This window comes from Caldanaerobacter sp. (assembly GCF_049701115.1).
Taxonomy (GTDB): Bacteria; Bacillota; Thermoanaerobacteria; order Thermoanaerobacterales; family Thermoanaerobacteraceae; genus Thermoanaerobacter.
In genome coordinates this window covers 1-17,710 of record NZ_JBNATX010000014.1, presented here as the reverse complement: position 1 = coordinate 17,710, position 17,710 = coordinate 1, and the positions used below count along the sequence as shown (strand labels likewise).

General features: G+C 36.5%; 16 protein-coding genes. 4 read left to right on the top strand and 12 right to left on the bottom strand.

Annotation, left to right across the window (positions count from 1 at the left end; genetic code table 11):
- Positions 1 to 11: 11 nt before the first annotated feature.
- The 7 genes from ACPLVE_RS05815 to ACPLVE_RS05785 all read right to left on the bottom strand — a co-directional run bounded on the left by ACPLVE_RS05815 (position 12) and on the right by ACPLVE_RS05785 (position 8,437).
- Positions 12 to 935: an ABC transporter permease gene (locus tag ACPLVE_RS05815; protein WP_424610641.1), complete on the bottom strand. Its 924-nt coding sequence runs from the start codon at positions 933 to 935 to the stop codon at positions 12 to 14.
- Positions 932 to 1,987 (bottom strand): ABC transporter permease, encoded by a 1,056-nt coding sequence (locus ACPLVE_RS05810; protein ID WP_424610640.1) that lies wholly within the window; start codon positions 1,985 to 1,987, stop codon positions 932 to 934. The genes ACPLVE_RS05815 and ACPLVE_RS05810 overlap by 4 nt, the downstream gene beginning before the upstream one ends.
- Positions 1,987 to 3,516, bottom strand: a complete 1,530-nt coding sequence (locus ACPLVE_RS05805) for an ABC transporter ATP-binding protein (protein ID WP_424610639.1) — start codon at positions 3,514 to 3,516, stop codon at positions 1,987 to 1,989. Before ACPLVE_RS05805 ends, ACPLVE_RS05810 begins: the two co-directional genes overlap by 1 nt.
- 62 nt (positions 3,517 to 3,578) lie before the next feature.
- Positions 3,579 to 4,637, bottom strand: a complete 1,059-nt coding sequence (locus ACPLVE_RS05800) for a BMP family lipoprotein (protein WP_424610638.1) — start codon at positions 4,635 to 4,637, stop codon at positions 3,579 to 3,581.
- Positions 4,638 to 4,837: 200 nt separating this feature from the next.
- Positions 4,838 to 5,485, bottom strand: a complete 648-nt coding sequence (locus ACPLVE_RS05795) for a cyclodeaminase/cyclohydrolase family protein (RefSeq protein ID WP_424610636.1) — start codon at positions 5,483 to 5,485, stop codon at positions 4,838 to 4,840.
- 132 nt (positions 5,486 to 5,617) lie between these two features.
- Entirely contained in the window at positions 5,618 to 6,715 is a 1,098-nt protein-coding gene (locus ACPLVE_RS05790; RefSeq protein ID WP_424610634.1) for a response regulator transcription factor, read from the bottom strand.
- A gap of 12 nt (positions 6,716 to 6,727) precedes the next feature.
- Positions 6,728 to 8,437, bottom strand: a complete 1,710-nt coding sequence (locus tag ACPLVE_RS05785; RefSeq protein WP_424610632.1) for a sensor histidine kinase — start codon at positions 8,435 to 8,437, stop codon at positions 6,728 to 6,730.
- A gap of 166 nt (positions 8,438 to 8,603) precedes the next feature.
- Between ACPLVE_RS05785 and ACPLVE_RS05780 the strand changes: the two genes are divergently transcribed.
- From ACPLVE_RS05780 to aglA, 4 genes are all read left to right on the top strand, one after another.
- The gene (locus tag ACPLVE_RS05780) at positions 8,604 to 9,884 is read left to right on the top strand and encodes an ABC transporter substrate-binding protein (RefSeq protein WP_424610630.1); all 1,281 of its coding nucleotides are present in this window, start codon (positions 8,604 to 8,606) and stop codon (positions 9,882 to 9,884) included.
- A 67-nt stretch (positions 9,885 to 9,951) separates the two neighbouring features.
- Positions 9,952 to 10,872, top strand: a complete 921-nt coding sequence (locus ACPLVE_RS05775; RefSeq protein WP_424610628.1) for a carbohydrate ABC transporter permease — start codon at positions 9,952 to 9,954, stop codon at positions 10,870 to 10,872.
- A gap of 12 nt (positions 10,873 to 10,884) precedes the next feature.
- A complete protein-coding gene (locus tag ACPLVE_RS05770) occupies positions 10,885 to 11,721 on the top strand; it encodes a carbohydrate ABC transporter permease (protein WP_424610626.1) in 837 nt (278 codons plus the stop codon).
- A gap of 26 nt (positions 11,722 to 11,747) precedes the next feature.
- Complete coding sequence (gene aglA, locus ACPLVE_RS05765) at positions 11,748 to 13,187, top strand: alpha-glucosidase AglA (RefSeq protein WP_424610624.1); 1,440 nt, start codon at positions 11,748 to 11,750, stop codon at positions 13,185 to 13,187.
- Between the two features lie 138 nt (positions 13,188 to 13,325).
- On the opposite strand, the gene ACPLVE_RS05760 is transcribed toward aglA, so the two are convergent.
- The 5 genes from ACPLVE_RS05760 to hutU are packed head-to-tail and all read right to left on the bottom strand — an operon-like array spanning position 13,326 to position 17,493.
- The gene (locus tag ACPLVE_RS05760) at positions 13,326 to 13,457 is read right to left on the bottom strand and encodes a hypothetical protein (RefSeq protein ID WP_424610622.1); all 132 of its coding nucleotides are present in this window, start codon (positions 13,455 to 13,457) and stop codon (positions 13,326 to 13,328) included.
- Positions 13,458 to 13,462: 5 nt separating this feature from the next.
- Positions 13,463 to 13,633, bottom strand: a complete 171-nt coding sequence (locus tag ACPLVE_RS05755) for a hypothetical protein (protein WP_424610620.1) — start codon at positions 13,631 to 13,633, stop codon at positions 13,463 to 13,465.
- Positions 13,634 to 13,666: 33 nt separating this feature from the next.
- On the bottom strand, positions 13,667 to 14,914 hold the full coding sequence (gene hutI, locus ACPLVE_RS05750; protein ID WP_424610618.1) for an imidazolonepropionase: 1,248 nt from the start codon (positions 14,912 to 14,914) through the stop codon (positions 13,667 to 13,669).
- Between the two features lie 9 nt (positions 14,915 to 14,923).
- Positions 14,924 to 15,820 carry a glutamate formimidoyltransferase gene (gene ftcD / locus ACPLVE_RS05745; protein ID WP_424610616.1) on the bottom strand — a complete coding sequence of 299 codons (897 nt, stop codon included), beginning with the start codon at positions 15,818 to 15,820 and terminating at the stop codon, positions 14,924 to 14,926.
- 23 nt (positions 15,821 to 15,843) lie between these two features.
- Positions 15,844 to 17,493, bottom strand: a complete 1,650-nt coding sequence (hutU, locus tag ACPLVE_RS05740; protein ID WP_424610614.1) for a urocanate hydratase — start codon at positions 17,491 to 17,493, stop codon at positions 15,844 to 15,846.
- Positions 17,494 to 17,710 lie beyond the last annotated feature (217 nt).

Genomic DNA, 17,710 nt, shown 5'->3' with positions numbered 1-17,710 from the left:
CTCCTTTATACCTACTTTTTAGGTGTGTAAGGCACACCATCGGCAGCAGGTGGTACACTCTTGCCTCCAATCCCTACTAATGCAAGGATTGTCAAAGCATAAGGTAACATCATTATCAAGTTCTTAGAAAAAGCTGTGTTCTGCAGTTGCATGCTAAGAGCAGTAGCAAATCCAAAAAGAAGAGCTGCACCAAATGAACCAAATGGCGTCCATTTCCCAAATATCATAGCTGCCAAAGCTATATAACCTCTTCCGCTTGTCATGTCTGGGTTAAAACTATTAAGCGCTCCTATAGAAAGATATGCACCCCCCAGTGCAGAGAGAAAGCCGCTCATAGCAACACCTAAATATCTCAATTTAATCACATCTATTCCAGCTGTCTCTGCAGCCTCTGGATTTTCACCGACAGCTCTCAATCTCAAACCCAAATTAGTATGAAAGAGGAAATAATCTGCAAGGAATAAAAGCACTATCATAATATATACTATAACACTATGACCACTTAAAACGTGTCCTATAAAAGGGATATCTTTCACAAAAGGTATCTCTACGGTTGGAAGCATTGGAGTATCAACAGGTGTACCGGTAAAACCGTATATAGTATTTAGAAGATATGCAGTAAAACCAGAAGCAAATATATTTATAGCCATACCCAGGATTATCTGGTTTGCCGTCAAACTAACAGCTGCCCAAGCAAATATAATTGCAACTATTATCCCTACTATTATAGCACCCAATAGTCCTATCCAAGCATTACCCGTCATTGCAGAAAACATTACGGCAAAAAAAGCCGCAATCAACATTATTCCTTCCATAGCTATGTTTACAACACCTGACCTCTCAGAGAAAGTACCGCCAAGGGCTGGCAAAGCCAGTGGTGTTGCCATAGCAATGGTAGCTGCCCAAAGCTGTGGGTTTAAAAATATCTCCTTCATGCTTTTACCTCCTTTTTCTGCCTCCTAGACAGCATGTCTTTTATCACTTCTGCTATTCTGTGAGCTGCAACGAAAAACACAATTAATCCCGTGATAACATCTGCCATCTGTCCAGGAACTTGCGCATTAAGCTGCATATACTGTGACCCTGTCCCTAAAGCAGCGAAAAGTATAGCAGCAAATATAACACCTATAGGATGGTTGTTTGCTAGCAAAGCCACAACTATCGCAGTATAACCATATCCAGAAGTAAAACTGTCATAAAGCCTGTGCTGAACTCCCAACATCTGAACAGCTCCCGCAAGGCCTGCAAAAGCACCACTCAATCCCAACGCAAATACCATATTAAGAGGAACATTCATTCCGGCATATTTTGCTGCCCTCTGATTATAACCAACTGCTCTCATTTCAAATCCCCAGATAGTCTTAAACATAAACCAGTAAACAAATATCGCTGCAGCTAAAGCTATAAAAATTCCATAAGAAAGCTGGGTATTTTTTACCAAAAACGGTATAACTGCACTATCCTTTATCAAAGGAGACTGAGGAATTGTACCGCCCTTTTCCATCATGGGACCAAATTCTAGTAAAAAATGGCTAAAATATATGGCAATATAGCTCATCATCATCGTGGTTATAACCTCATTGGCCCCTGTATATGCCTTTGCAAGACCAGGTACAACTCCCGCCCAAAGTCCTCCCGCTATCATGGCAGCTATAAGAGCTAGAGGAATGTGTAAATACCACGGAAGAGAAAAACTATATCCAATCCAAACCCCCACAATGGCGCCTATCCAGTATTGACCTTCCGCTCCTATATTGAAAAGACCAGCCTTGAAGGAAATTGCTACACCTAATCCAGTCAATATTAAAGGTACTGCATTTGCTAAAGTATTAGCAGTATTATTTAAATTCCCAAAAGCACCTATGAAAAGAGACACATATGCTTTTACAGGGTCAAATCCTGTAGCTAGCATTATTATGGAACCAATAATAATTGCTACTAATACAGCCACAACTGGTATATAAAGTTCTTTCCACAGATTTTTCATTATCTCGCCTCCAATGTCGTCTTATCAAAACGAGAACCTGCCATGAGTAACCCAATTTGCTCTCTTGTTGCTGTCTTGCCATCTAAAATATCCATAAGCTGTCCTTTGTATATTACGCCAATTTTATCTGATAATGACATTATTTCTTCTAGTTCTAAAGAAACCAAAAATATAGCCGCACCTTTATCTCTTAATTCCAATATCCTCTTGTGGATATACTCTATTGCTCCTACGTCCATCCCTCTTGTTGGTTGAACAGCAATTAAAAGCTTAGGATTATAACCCACTTCTCTCGCCAAAATCACCTTTTGCTGATTACCTCCTGATAAATTCCGGGCCTTTAGCATGTACTCAGGAGGTCTTACGTCAAATTCTTTTACTTTCTTTGCTGCATTCTCGTATACCTGTTTATACTGGATTACTCCTTTCCTAGAATAGGGTGCATATCTGTATTCCCTCAGAATCAGGTTTTCTGCAATTGTAAAATCTAAAACTAATCCTTCTGCTTGCCTATCTTGAGGTATATAGGAAATCCCTTCTTTATATAAATCTCTTGTAGAAAAATTCGTTACATCTTTCCCATAGAAAAATATTTTTCCTTCTTTTTTAGGCCTTAGTCCCATTATAGCCTCTACCAATTCCAGCTGGCCATTTCCGTCTATCCCAGCCAAACCAAATATTTCTCCTTCTCTAATTTCAAAGCTTACATTATTAACTCTTGTAACATTTTGCTGGTCTATCACAGTCAAATTATCCACCTTTAAAACCACATCTCCAGGTTTATATTCACTTTTTTCGATTCTGAGCACAACTTCTCTACCCACCATCAAATTAGCCAATTCTTGTTCATTTGTTTCCTTTGTCTTTAAAGTTCCAACTGTTTTCCCTCTTCTCATAACCGTAACTCTATCGGATATCTCTAACACTTCTTCCAGCTTATGGCTTATAAATATAATGGACATACCTCGGTTTTTAAGTTCCCTCATTATTTCAAACAATTTCTGCGTCTCCTGAGGAGTAAGCATTGCCGTCGGCTCGTCCAGTATAAGAAGCTTTGCTTTTCTATAAAAGGCTTTTAAAATTTCTACCCTCTGTTGCAACCCAACAGAAAGGTCTTTTACTTTTGCATCAGGATCTATTTCTAAATGATACTTTTGCGATATTTCTCTTATAAGCTCATTAGCCTTTTTTCTATCATAAGTTATCCCTTTAGGCTCTGCTCCAAGCACTATATTTTCTGCAACAGTGAAAACCGGAATGAGCATAAAGTGCTGGTGTACCATTCCTATTCCTTTTTCGATCGCTTCATGAGGCCCGCTTAAATTAAGTTCTTCCCCATCAAAGATAAGTTGCCCGGAATCTGGTTTGTAAAGTCCGTATATAATGTTCATAAGAGTTGATTTTCCTGCACCGTTTTCACCAAGTATTGCATGTATTTCTCCTCTTTCAACAGTCAAATTTACATTATCATTAGCTACAACCTTAGGAAATCTCTTTGTTATATTTCTTACTTCAAGTATAGCGCTCATCTACCTCTACCTCCAAAAGGGGGCTCAAAGCCTGAGCCCCCGATTTTTGTATTTCCGATGGATTACTTGGATATTTTATCAGATACTTGAATCTTGCCATCTATAATGTCTTTTGCTAATTGATTGACCTGGTCTATTATAGACTGCGGCACATCTTTATTAATCTTACCCAATCCTACACCATCATTTTTCAAACCGAAATACATTATTCCACTCTTAAAGTTACCATTTAACGCATCTTTTATTACATCATAAACGGCAACATCCACTCTTTTAACTGCAGAAGTTAAAACATTGTCAGGAGCTAAGTAGCTTTGATCTGCGTCAACACCGATTGCATACAGGTTTTTCTCTTGAGCTGCCTTAATTACTCCTTCACCAGTTCCTCCAGCAACCTGGAATATGATTTCCGCACCTTGGCTTATCTGTGTTAAAGCCATTTGCTTTCCTGCAGCTGGGTCATTAAAGTTGTTAGTATAATTGATGAGAATCTTTATATCAGGATTTACTGCCTTTGCACCCTGTTGATAACCTGCAATAAAACGGTCAACAGGAGGTATTTGCATTCCGCCAACTGCACCTATTATGTTTGTTCCTTTAACTTTTCCAACTTTTTCTTTTTCAACCAGTCCTGCCAATGCACCTGCTAAATAACCAACTTCCTGTTCTTTGAACATAGCAGAAGCAACGTTTGGTCTGTCAGTAATCTCAGAATCTATGATCAAAAACTTCGTATTGGGGAATTTCTGTGATACCTCTTCTGTAGCATCGTGCATCATAAAACCAACTGCAATAACTAAGTCATATCCTTGCTGTGCGAAATTTGTCAAGTTTGGCACGTAGTCTGTCATTTGTTTTGACTGAATTACATTTACTGTAACGCCCAATTCTTTCGCAGCTCTTTGAAGTCCTTCATAAGCCATCTGGTTAAAGCTGCGGTCATTAATGCCTCCAACGTCTGTAACCAATCCTACTTTAAAGTTCTTGTTCTTATTTGCCTCAGTCGTCTGCTGTGGCTGTGTGCTCTCTTGTTTAGTTTTTGAAGAACAACCTGACAAAACTACTGAAAGAGCCAGCACTAAAACTAGCAAAGATGCTAAAACAACACGCCACCTTCTCATCATCTAACCTCCTAAGAAAAATTTTGTTACCGTTTACTGAGTTTGTACTCAGTAAACATGTAAGCTTGTCTGACATCTAACATCATTATAACTTCTTACAGACTTATAAACAACTTTCAAATACTTCTGTTTTCCTTTACAACTTATATATTTTCTCTAAAAATCGCCTCCTCTCTTTAGATATCTTCCACAATTATTTTTTAGTATTCACCAGAGATTTTATTTAATACATTATTTACAATCTCGTCTCTTATACTTCTGTATTTATCTAGCAATTCATTGCACTCTCTTTCGGCTTCTTCTGCAAGTTTCTTATCCTTGATATAAGGTAGATTGACCTTTACATTCAAAACTGCTCCTTCCATAGCTGCATATAATAGTATTGCACCAACAGCTGCATCTGATACAGCATTGGGATTGCCATACTCAGCAATTAAAGCAGTAGGGGTAAATCCTTCTCCACAAAGTCTTGCAAGTTTTAAAGGAACATTCATTGCATTTATGTATGCCTTTTGCAATGCCTCACTTCTTATCTTCTTTTCTTCCTCCGTATTTTTTGGCATTTTTAAAGCTTTCATAACTTCATCATAAGCAGCTGTATCCTCATCGATAAGCCTCATATATTCATCTAAAAGCTTGTTGCAGATATTAAGTCCTTCTTGAATCTCTTCTTTTATGTCCTCCGAATACTCCTCATAAAACTTTCTTCCAATAGTCAAATCGTAAACCATTTTTGACAATGCAATCCCAAGACTTGCAGCCGTTGCCGAAACACTCCCACCCCCTGGCGTAGGTGAAGCCGAAGCAACCTTTTCAACATACTCTTTTAAAGAATCATTGATTAGCATGACACCATCTCCCTTCTCAAATGTTTTCACACAATTATTATATCAATAAATGCATATTTTGTAATGAAAACAGCGGATTTTCCATTTAGTTCTTTATAAATTAAAATTTCATGTTGGTTTGACGTAGTCAACTTACAGAATTTTTTCCCTATATTCTTTGGGGGTAAAACCTGTAATGCTCTTAAAAACCTTGCTAAAATAATGTTGATCAAAATAGCCTACTTCTTCTGCCACTTCAAATATCTTTTTTCTTGGATCTTTCAAAAGTTCCTTCGCTTTTTCTACCCTGAAATTTGTTAAGTAATCTGAAAAGTTAATTCCTACTTCACTCTTAAATAGCATGCTCAAATATGTAGGAGTTATATATAAATGGTTTGCCACACTGCTTAACGATAAATCGGGATTTTTATAATTTTCATGTATCAATTCGAGAGCTTTTTCTATGATTTTTCTATTTTTATAACTACGGGTTAGATTTACATATTCGCATACAACTTCAATTAAATTTTTCATCCATCTATATATCTCTTCCAATGTAGGTAATTTGCAAATTTCCTTCCAAGGATCTGTCTCTTTAAACAAAACATCTGCACTTTCCCCTATTTCTATAATCGAGCGTGTAATTACAGCAACTAGCTCTATACCCCACCTTTTAATAAAGTCTTCAGTGTAACGCTTATTTTCAAACTCTTCCCATATTTTATTAAAAATATCAATCGCAGCTTTAGTTTCTCCTCGCTTTATAGCCTTAGATAACTCTTCTTCCAATTTTAATGGGTATTTATAATATTCGGCCTTAAAAAACTTTAAATCTTCTTTTTTTAACTGGGGAATTTCTTTACTACAGGCATCTAACAATTCTATCCTTTTCTCAATACCCCTCATCACTATTTCTTTTAATGTATTAACGTCAACAGGCTTAAGAATGTAATCAAAAGCACCAAGTCTTATCGCTTCCTGAGCATACTTAAAATCATCATAGGCACTTAGCAATATAACAACAATTATTGGATCAAGCTTCTTCACTTCTTGTGTCAACTCTAATCCATTCATAAAAGGCATTCGTATATCTGTGAGTAATATATCCGGTTTAAATTCGCTAAAAACCTGAAGAGCACTTCTCCCATCAGAAGCACATTCCACTTCCTCAAATCCCATTTCACTCCAATCTATTCCAATTTTTAAACCTTCTCTTACCATAGGCTCATCGTCAACTATCAGAATCTTCATAAAACTCCCCCTTTACTTCACAGCAGGGATTTTAATCCTTGCAATTGTAACTCCCTCTTTAACTTCATAAAAAAGCCCATATTCACTTCCATAATACAGTTTAATTCTTTCGTTTACATTTTGAATTCCATAACTTTTTTCATCATTCGTTGGTGAAGAAAGTAACTTATTTACAAAATCTAAATCTATAGGTTTACCATTATTGGCAATTTCAAATACGACTGTCCCATCTTCAAAATATCCCTTAATCAAAATTTCTCCTTTGCCCTCATAATCTTCCAAACCATGCACTATTGCATTTTCTACTATTGGTTGAAGAATTAATTTTATTATCTTATAACTCAAAATTTCCTCCTCTATATCAAAATAAACTTCAAACCGGTCTTTAAATCTCATTTTTTGGATTGTTATATAATCTTTTACATATTTTAATTCATTTTCAATCGTAGTAACACTATTGCCTTTATCAATGCTGTATCTCAAAATGGAAGCCAAAGCATTTGTAATCTTGCTTATCTCAGGAATCCCATTTATCACCGCTAACCAATTTATAGAATCCAAAGTATTATACAAAAAATGCGGATTTATTTGGGCTTGCAAAGCCTTCAACTCCGCTTCTTTTTCCCTCAGCTTAGATAGATACACTTCCTGTATGAGTTCTTTTATTCTTCTTATCATGTAATTAAAGCTAGCATACAAGACACCTATTTCTCCATTCCATTTCTCATCTATTTCCATATCGAGATTCCCTTTTTCAATTTCCTTCATCCTATTTGAAAGCCTTATTATAGGTTGTGAAATAGTATATGAGAAATATAAAGAAAGTAAAATAGCACTAAAAAGACTTATAAACGCTACTAATTGAATAAAGTTTTTTAACCTGTTTGCTTTTTCGTTCAACTCCTCAAGTGAGAAAACCCCAACTAGTTTCCATCCACTTGGAGAAATCGTATTATAGACTAACATCACTTGCTTTCCATTTAACTTAATAAAACGAAAACCAGAGTTATTCTTATAGACATCTTTTAAAGGGCTGATTCTAAAATTCTCATCCTCTTCTTGAGAATATACCAGTTCCCCTTTATCATCAATTAAATAAATCTTATTATTTTTACCTAACTTAATGTCGCTTAAAACGGTATCTATTTTAGAAACTTCTACATCAACTGAAACGACCGCAATAGGTTTTTTGAAATTTTTTACATCATATACTAACCGCGATACAGAAATTAGATTTTCGCCATAGATTCTATTTACATACCAATACAATTTGCCATTTAGTTCTACTGTTTTTTTAAACCAATCTTGATTCACGACTATTTTCGCAGACATCACATTGTTTCTTTCAAGCCGTAAAGGATAATATTCCTTATTTAAAGCAAAAATTTCAACTGAAGAATAATTATCATTAAATATACCTGGGTACAAAATTCCATTGCGAACAGATGTCACTTCTCTATTTATCTGGAAAGTAGAAACGCTTTCCTCAAGAGATAAGTTATGCTGGAGCTCCCTATTCATAGAAATATAAAGAAGTGCATTTTTCATATTGTCAAACATTTTAGATAAATTTTTGTTTGCTTGATTTAAAGTTTGAAAAGCTGTTTGTTTCATCTCTTCATTCAGATACTTAAAGGTTACAGTACTGATTACAATGCCTACAGCTATCAATGGAATTATGATAATCAAAATATATGAAAATATCAATTTTTTGTACAGCACTCAACTTCACCTCAATTAATTTATTTCAACATCTACATGAACTTACCTTCTTACCAATTAAAACTTTATAAAAAACTACACAAAATCATAAAAAAATCCATTATTTTTGCAACCGATTTCACTTATAATTAATTATAACCGAAATCTTTAAAAGGAGGAATGGGAAATGAGTAGTAAAAAACTGTTAGTTTTATTTATCACACTTTTACTAACCGTCAGTTTAATAACCAGTTGTAGTTCTAACAATACCTCTTCAACTAGTCAAACCCCATCCAAGAATGAAGTAGTTACAATCACCTATTCCACAGGTAAAGATTCTACTCCTGCTACAAAAAAACTAGTGGAAGCTTTTGAAAAAAAATATCCTAATATCAAAGTCAAGGTGCAAGAATTGCCTAATTCTACTGACGAACAACATAATACTTATGTAACAGCTTTATCAGCAGGTGATTCTAGTATCGATGTTTTAGCAATGGATGTTATATGGACCCCCGAATTTGCAGCTGCAAATTGGTTGCTACCTCTGGATGATAAATTTACAAAAGAAATGAGATCTAAAATGCTCCCTGGCCCTGTTGAAGCAGTTACATATAACGGGCATGTGTGGGCTGTACCAAGATTTACAGATGCTGGTGTACTTTATTACAGAAAAGATATAATCTCTACTCCACCTCAGACTTGGGACGAACTAATTCAAATGGCAAAAGAAAATGTCGGGAAAGAAGGTACAAAATACGGAATAGTGTTCCAGGGAAATCAATATGAAGGCTTGGTATGCGATGCACTAGAGCTCATATATAGCAATGGAGGAAGCGTTATCGAAGGCAACAAAGTCACAATTGACACTCCACAAGCAATAGCAGGACTTCAATATTTGATTGATCTAGTTAAAATTGCTCCTCCTGGAGTAACAACATATCAAGAAGAGGATGCAAGAAATGTTTTCCAGCAAGGTGAAGCTATCTTCATGAGAAATTGGCCATATGCATGGTCTTTACTTAATTCAGACGATTCACCTGTGAAAGGTAAAGTAGGAATAGCTCCTATTCCTAGAGGAAAAGATGGAAAAGAAGGTAGTCCTGTATTAGGTGGATGGAACTTAGGCATAAATAAATATTCAAAACACCCAGAAGAAGCATGGAAATTCATAGAGTTTGTTACAAGTGAAGAAGGTCAGAAAATCACAGCTTTAGAAGGTGGTAATTTACCAACATTGAAATCTTTATATCAAGATAAAGAAGTACTCGCCAAAAATCCTTATTGGGCAGATTTTTACGACGTATTTATAACAGCAAAACCGAGACCAGTTTCTCCATTCTATCCTCAAATGTCTGATTCAATGCAAATCAATTTCCATAAGGCTTTAACTGGAGAAATAACTGCAGAACAGGCTATTAAAAATGTAGCAAAAGACCTGAGTGAAATACTTGCAAAAAGCGGAAAATAGTACTTCTTCATACAAATCTTCTAGTGGCAGCTTTTGCTGCCACTCATTCTAAAAAGAGGTGAGAGTATTGTATAAAGAAAAAAATTTGCCACTACATCATCCCCGAAAAATTTATTTAAACGAACAACTACTGGGATACTTTTTAGTATCGCCCGCATTGACATGTATAGTCTTGGTAGCGTTATATCCCGTATTAAATACCTTTAAACTAAGTTTATACAACATGCAACTGCAACTCATTGGATTAATGCATTTCGTCGGACTTCAAAATTATATTTCTCTATTTCATGACTCAAGATTTTGGTCTGCTACTTTTAATACCATTGTGTTTACTATAGTGTCTGTTTCACTCGAATTAATATTGGGGATGATTATGGCTCTTTTAATGAATAAAAGTTTCAGAGGAACAGGATTAGTAAGAGCTGCCGTGTTAATTCCATGGGCAATTCCAACTGTAGTCTCTGCTCTCATGTGGAAATTCATCTATAATGATCAGTTTGGCATATTAAATGATATATTAATGAAAATGGGGTTAATAGACCATTATAAGGCATGGCTGGGAACTCCATCTCTAGCCTTGGGAGCCGCTATATTTGCTGATGTATGGAAAACAGCTCCATTTATGGGTTTATTGCTCTTAGCAGGGCTTCAAAATATCCCTAATGAATTGTATGAAGCAGCTACAGTAGACGGTGCAGGGAGTATAAGACAATTCTTTACTATAACATTGCCTCTTTTAAAATCTACTATTTTAGTTGCTTTGATTTTCAGAACACTAGATGCTTTCAGGGTTTTTGATCTAATTTTTGTGTTAACAGGTGGCGGTCCTGGTAATTCTACAGAAGTCCTCTCTATATATGCTTATAAAACACTTTTCAGAAATTTAGATTTCGGTATGGGTTCAGCAATTGCAGTGATAATATTCATTTTCGTATTTATTTTTGCAATGTTTTATATACGACTTTTAGACAAAAGCATTTTTGAATAATGAGGTGGAAAAATGAAGCTAAAACATACAATTATAAATCAAATATTATTTTATCTGTTTTTAATCTTGTTTTTAACTTATATCATCTTCCCTTTTGTGTGGCAATTTATTACTTCTTTTAAACCACCTAAAGAGTTGTTTTCTATTCCACCCACCTGGATTCCTAGTAAAATATACACTGGATACTATATAAATGTTTTTACAAAACGTCCCTTTTTAACGTATCTAAAAAATAGTTTTATTGTAGCTTCCTCTACAACTATATTTAGTTTAATTGTTTCTTCATTCGCAGCTTATGCTCTAGCAAGGCTTAAATTTAAAGGGAAAGCTATTATACTTTCACTAGTATTGTCTGTTTCTATGTTTCCAGGAATAGCAATAGTAAGCCCTTTATTTCTTTTCCTTAGAAGTGTAAATCTTTTAAACAGTTATTTAGGTTTGATACTCACTTACACGACATTTGCAATCCCACTCTCACTCTGGATTTTAACAGCATTTTTTAAGGAAATTCCTTCCGAACTTGAAGAAGCAGCAAAAGTAGATGGAGCAACTCCCATGCAAGCATTTTTAAAAATAATCATGCCCCTTGCTGTTCCTGGACTATTTACCACAGCTATACTCACATTTATAGCCGCGTGGAATGAATTCCTTTTTGCACTTGTTTTTAATACTAAGGATTCCATGAGAACTGTACCTGTTGGGATAGCAATGTTTCCCGGAGAACATGACCTGCCTTGGGGAGATATAGCAGCAGCTTCAGTTGTAGTAACTGTTCCTCTAATTATAATGGTACTTATTTTCCAAAAAAGGATAATCTCTGGTTTAACTGCTGGAGCAATAAAAGGATAAAAAATTTTGTGAGGGGAGTGTTTTTAATGCCAGCTGTAAAAATAGGTATTATAGGTGCAGGAAGCGCCATATTTTCCTTGCGTTTGGTAAGTGATTTGTGTAAAACACCTTCTCTATATGGAAGTTCAGTAGTCCTTATGGACATTGATGAAGAGAGATTAGAAGCTGTATACACTCTTGCAACAAAATATGTTGAAGAAGTCGGGGGAGATCTCAAATTTGAAAAAACAAAAAACTTAGAAGACGCTATAAAAGAGGCAGACTTCGTAATAAACACAGCAATGGTAGGAGGCCACAGTTATCTAGAAAAAGTCAGACAGATTAGCGAAAAATATGGTTATTACAGAGGAATAGATGCACAGGAATTTAACATGGTTTCAGACTACTACACTTTTTCAAATTATAATCAACTAAAATATTTTGTCGAAATTGCTAGGAAAATAGAACAATTGTCTCCAAGGGCATGGTACTTGCAAGCTGCCAATCCCGTGTTTGAAGGGACAACCCTTGTCACCCGAACTACTTCTATAAAGGCAGTGGGATTCTGCCATGGACACCTTGCATTAAAAGAAGTATTTGATACATTAAAACTTGAACACGATAAGGTGGATTGGCAAGTAGCAGGCGTAAATCATGGAATATGGTTAAATAGATTCTTATATGAAGAAAAAAATTCCTATGAAAAACTCGATAATTGGATAAAAGAAAAATCTCACGACTGGAAACCACTTCATCCATTTAATGACCAGCTCTCACCGGCAGCCATTGATATGTATAAATTTTATGGAGTTTTACCCGTTGGTGATACTGTAAGGAACTCTTCCTGGCGATACCATAAGAATCTTGAAACAAAGAAAAAATGGTATGGAGAACCCTGGGGTGGCGCAGATTCAGAAATAGGATGGAAATGGTACCAAGAAACCTTGGGTCAAATTACTGATATTACCAAAAAAATCGCCCAATTTTTCATAAATAATCCAAAAGCTAAATTTAGTGATGTAAAAGGCATTTTCAGCCAAGAAATGCAAGGCAATGAATTGTTACAGGAAATGGAAAAGATACTGGACCCTGAGCAGAAAAGCGAAGAACAACATATCCCATTTATAGAATCTATTGTTAGTGGCAAAAAAGAAAGATTTGTAGTAAACATACCCAATAAAGGTATAATCCCAGAAATAGAAGATAATGTTGTCGTGGAAGTACCTGCTATAGTTGATAATGAAGGAATACATCCTGAAAAAATAGAACCTAAACTTCCAGAAAAAGTAATAAAATATTATCTAAGACCAAGAATTATGAGAATGGAAATGGCAGTAGAAGCATTTTTAACAGGGGACATAAACATAATAAAAGAACTTCTTTACAGAGACCCAAGAACTCAAAATGATGAGCAGGTAGAAAAAGTTTTAGAAGAAATTCTATCATTGCCCGAAAACGAAGATATGAGAAAACATTATTTAAAATAGTAAGGCTAAATTTAACCAATAAGGTGCCATTTGCAAAATCTTTGCATACAAATGGCACCTTTTCTTTTACTATTCCCTCAACACCTTATCTTTTATCTCTGAAACAAATTCTTCTATATACACTCCTCATCACATTTTTCAATCTTCTTCCAGCACCTCTTCAATATATTCATCGCACATATATTTGAAATCTGCTGCTCTTCTTAAAATCTGCATTTCATAACTATCTCTAAACTCTTCAGAGTAGTAATATACGCATATACCTTTCAAAGCTTTTAGCCGGAATATGGAATGAATTTTTTAATGTCTGGCAAAGTGTCTTCTATAACTACCTTTTCACCTTGCAGCAATTTTAATGCATTTTCTTTTTGTGAACCAAACAGGTACACCAAGCCTATTTTATATTTTACACATATTTCTGATAACTTCTGAGATACAACAAACATTCTTCTTCACCCATTTTCATTGTAACATAAAAACTATTTTATTCCAATAACAACCACATCATTCCCCTTTGATTTTATAACTGTATTTACATGATTAATTCCAAAGTGATAGAATATATAATCCAGATTTGGAGCATCTATCAGGACGATATCAGCTCTTTTACCTTCCTCTATAGTCCCTATTTCACCCCCTCTATCAATCGCACAAGCAGCATTTAATGTAACAGCTGTTAGGATTTCTTCTGCTTTCATTTTCATTTTAATATAGGCAAATGACATTATAAGCTGTAAATTCTCGGTTGGGCTTGTACCTGGATTGTAATCCGTACCTAATGCAACAGGCAATCCCCTCTCAATTAATCGCCTCGCATCAGCATAAGGTCTATTCAAAAAGAAAGAAACTCCCGGCAAAAGGACTGCCACGGTACCTGCTTTTTTCATTAGCTCTATTCCTTCGTCAGAGACTTCTTCTAAATGGTCAGCACTTACAGCGCCTAATATTCCAGCCAGCTCTCCACCTTTACTGTGTGTAAGTTCATCTGCATGAATTTTTAGTTTAAACCCTAGTTTTTTAGCTTCTTCTAATATTTTCTTTGACTGCTCATAATCAAAAGCCCCTTCCTCACAGAATACATCGCAAAACTCTGCAAGGTCTTCCTCTTTTACCTTAGGAAGCATCTCATTTATTACTTTCTCCACATACTCCCAAGGGTTCTCTTCAAACTCCTGTGGAATAGCATGGGCTCCTAGAAAAGTAGACACAATATCCACAACAGAAAGTTCTTTTAATTGATTTATAAGTCTTAAAAGCCGTATCTCCTGGTCTGTATTAAGGCCATATCCACTTTTTACCTCTACAGTAGTCACTCCATGAGAAAGCATGATTTCAAGGCTTTTTAAAGCCTTTTGAAGCAACGCCTCATCAGATGCCTCTCTAGTCGCTCTTACTGTAGAATGAATACCTCCGCCCTGTTTTAAAATATCAATATAAGAATAACCTTTAAGCTTTAAAGCCATTTCATTTTCCCGGGAACCATAATGCATCACATGGGTATGGGGATCTACAAACCCTGGAAGTGCAATCATGCCTTTTGCATCAATTTCCCTCTTTGCAGAAATTGCGGCAGGAGATTCACCTGCCGCCAAAATTTTCCCATCCTTTACTGCTATGTAAGCATTCTCTATCACTTCTATCTTCCCCATATCTCTTCCACAAAGAGGTTTCGTTCCAGCCGGTGTAAAAATTTTACCTATATTGTATATCAATAAATCTGCGCTCATATTAACACCTCATTCGTAAATCCTATTCTCCAGGATTATATCCATGGAAAAATTTTCTAATCGTAAATAATAATCAGCAACATCTAGCAAGGCTTTTGACGGTACAAGCCCTATTATTTCACTTCCCACTACGTTTACACCATACCTTGAAGCTTCCGCCTTAATTGTCTCAAAAACTCTGTAGATTGGTGTTTTGTTAAAGTCCGTAAGGTTCATTGAAACTTGCACAATTCCTCTTTCTTTTAACTCAACTCCCATAGCCTTTACATATCTATAACCACCGCTTGAAAATCTAATGGCTTTGGCGATCTTATTGGCTATTTCAATGTCATTTGTGCCAAGGTTTACATTAAAAGCAATTAAAAAGTTTCTTGCTCCAATTACTGTTGCACCGCTTTTAGGATTCATCTCGGAAGGCCCAAAATCGGGCTTCCACTCTGGCTGTTTTATCTTTTCAAAAAAGCCTTCATATTCCCCTCGCCTTATATTCTCTAAATTTTTTCTCTCAGGAGTTGTAGCCGCTTCTTCGTAGAGATAGACAGGTATATTAAGCTCATTTCCCACTCTTTCTCCCAATTCTCTTGCAACCTGCACGCATTCTTCCATTGTAACATTTTTTACCGGAATAAAAGGAACTACGTCCACAGCTCCAATTCTGGGGTGTTCCCCTTTGTGATATCTCATGTCAATTATCTCCGAAGCCTTTTTTATGAGTTTAAAAGCCGCTTCTTTTACTCCCTCTTTATCCCCCACAAAGGTTATAACTGTCCTATTGTGGTCTTTATCTGAAGAATAGTCCAAAAGTTTTACTCCTTCTGTTGAAACCACTTCTTTTATAAGCTCAGAAATCTTTCCTTGATCTCTTCCTTCGCTCACATTAGGCACACATTCAATTATCTGATTCATCCTTCTCCCACACCCTTTCAAATTCATTTAAGCATAGGCATTTTTATTCCTTTCTCTTTTGCAGTCTTAATTGCTATTTCATATCCAGCATCGGCGTGCCTTACTATTCCAAGACCTGGATCCCCTGTCAGAACCCTTTCAATTCTCAAATCTGTCTCCTTTGTCCCATCAGCACACACAACTACTCCTGCGTGGATGGAATAACCTATTCCTACTCCTCCTCCGTGGTGTACAGAAACCCATGTTGCTCCTGATGCAGTGTTTAAAAGTGCATTTAGTATTGGCCAGTCTGCTATAGCATCGCTTCCATCCTTCATAGCCTCTGTCTCTCTGTAGGGTGATGCCACAGAACCTGTGTCATGGTGGTCTCTTCCTATTACAATTGGCGCTTTAAGCTCCCCTTTTCTTACCATCTCGTTTATAGCAAGGCCAAATTCTGCCCTCTGCCCGTATCCTAGCCAGCAAATCCTCGCAGGAAGTCCCTGGAATTTTACTTTTTCTCTGGCCAGCCTAATCCACCTATTGAGGATTGGGTCATCAGGAAAAAGTTCCAATACCTTCTGGTCTGTCTTGTAAATATCTTCAGGATCGCCGGACAAGGCCACCCAGCGGAAAGGCCCTTTACCCTCGCAGAACAGATCCCTTATATACTCGGGAACATAGCTTGGGATGTTGAAGGCGTCTTTCACTCCTTCGTCATAGGCCATTCTCCTTATGTTATTACCGTAATCAAAAACTATGGCTCCTCTTTTCTGCATCTCAAGCATAGCCAAAACGTGTTCTGCCATCGCCTTTTTAGCTCTCTTTACGTATTCCTCAGGATTGGATTTTCTAAGTGCTATAGCTTCATCTAAAGTCATACCATTTGGAACATATCCATTTAATGGGTCATGAGCCGAAGTCTGGTCTGTAACCACATCCGGTATTATACCTCTTCTTACGAGTTCAGGATGAATATCAGCTGCATTACCTACTAAACCAACTGATAAGGCTTTCCCTTCTTCTTTTGCTTTAAGCACCATCTTTAGTGCTTCATCTAAGTCCTCAACCATTACATCCAAATACTTGGTATCTAACCTTTTCTTTATCCTGTTTTTATCTACCTCTACTATTAGACAGGCTCCATCTAGCATGGTAATTGCCAGCGGTTGAGCACCGCTCATTCCTCCCAAACCTGCCGAAAGAACAAATTTGCCCTTTAAGGTTCCGTCAAAGTGTTTTTTTGCTAAAGCAGCAAAAGTTTCAAAAGTACCTTCTACAATGCCCTGGGAGCCTATATATATCCAGCTTCCTGCTGTCATCTGGCCATACATTGTAAGCCCCCTTGCTTCAAGGTCCCAAAAAGTCTCCCAGTTGGCCCATGCAGGCACCAGCATAGCATTGGAGATCAAAACTCTCGGAGCCATTTCATGGGTCTTAAAAATTCCCACGGGTTTCCCTGACTGTACAAGCAGTGTCTCGTCCTCTTCAAGTTTTTCAAGGCTTTCCACTATTTTATCAAAAGCTTCCCAATTTCTTGCAGCTTTACCTGCTCCCCCATACACTATTAAGTTTGCAGGATCCTCAGCTACTTCTGGATCTAGGTTGTTCATAATCATCCTGTAAGGAGCCTCTATCTGCCAGTTTTTGCAGTGAAGCTCTGTCCCTCGAGGTGCTCTTACAACTCTTGACATCAAAATCCCCCCATGATTTTGTAAGGTTTACATACTATTAAGTATTATTCTCCCAAGACCATTAAAAATCCTGCTAATATTTATACAAAAATACTAAAATAAAAAAATTCGTTAAAAAAGCGGGGAGATACCCCGCTTCAGTTTGTTAACAAAGTCCTTCTTATTTAAGTGGCATTTTGTGTCAATGCTCCGGAGTTGCAAAGCGACTAAACTAAGG

What these genes read in the sequence shown, in the direction of transcription:
- ACPLVE_RS05815 (WP_424610641.1), bottom strand. Translation starts at nt 935, where the DNA reads ATGAAGGAGATATTTTTAAACCCACAGCTTTGGGCAGCTACCATTGCT.
- ACPLVE_RS05810 (WP_424610640.1), bottom strand. Translation starts at nt 1,987, where the DNA reads ATGAAAAATCTGTGGAAAGAACTTTATATACCAGTTGTGGCTGTATTA.
- ACPLVE_RS05805 (WP_424610639.1), bottom strand. Translation starts at nt 3,516, where the DNA reads ATGAGCGCTATACTTGAAGTAAGAAATATAACAAAGAGATTTCCTAAG.
- ACPLVE_RS05800 (WP_424610638.1), bottom strand. Translation starts at nt 4,637, where the DNA reads ATGAGAAGGTGGCGTGTTGTTTTAGCATCTTTGCTAGTTTTAGTGCTG.
- ACPLVE_RS05795 (WP_424610636.1), bottom strand. Translation starts at nt 5,485, where the DNA reads ATGCTAATCAATGATTCTTTAAAAGAGTATGTTGAAAAGGTTGCTTCG.
- ACPLVE_RS05790 (WP_424610634.1), bottom strand. Translation starts at nt 6,715, where the DNA reads ATGAAGATTCTGATAGTTGACGATGAGCCTATGGTAAGAGAAGGTTTA.
- ACPLVE_RS05780 (WP_424610630.1), top strand. Translation starts at nt 8,604, where the DNA reads ATGAGTAGTAAAAAACTGTTAGTTTTATTTATCACACTTTTACTAACC.
- ACPLVE_RS05770 (WP_424610626.1), top strand. Translation starts at nt 10,885, where the DNA reads ATGAAGCTAAAACATACAATTATAAATCAAATATTATTTTATCTGTTT.
- aglA (WP_424610624.1), top strand. Translation starts at nt 11,748, where the DNA reads ATGCCAGCTGTAAAAATAGGTATTATAGGTGCAGGAAGCGCCATATTT.
- ACPLVE_RS05755 (WP_424610620.1), bottom strand. Translation starts at nt 13,633, where the DNA reads ATGTTTGTTGTATCTCAGAAGTTATCAGAAATATGTGTAAAATATAAA.
- hutI (WP_424610618.1), bottom strand. Translation starts at nt 14,914, where the DNA reads ATGAGCGCAGATTTATTGATATACAATATAGGTAAAATTTTTACACCG.
- ftcD (WP_424610616.1), bottom strand. Translation starts at nt 15,820, where the DNA reads ATGAATCAGATAATTGAATGTGTGCCTAATGTGAGCGAAGGAAGAGAT.
- hutU (WP_424610614.1), bottom strand. Translation starts at nt 17,493, where the DNA reads ATGTCAAGAGTTGTAAGAGCACCTCGAGGGACAGAGCTTCACTGCAAA.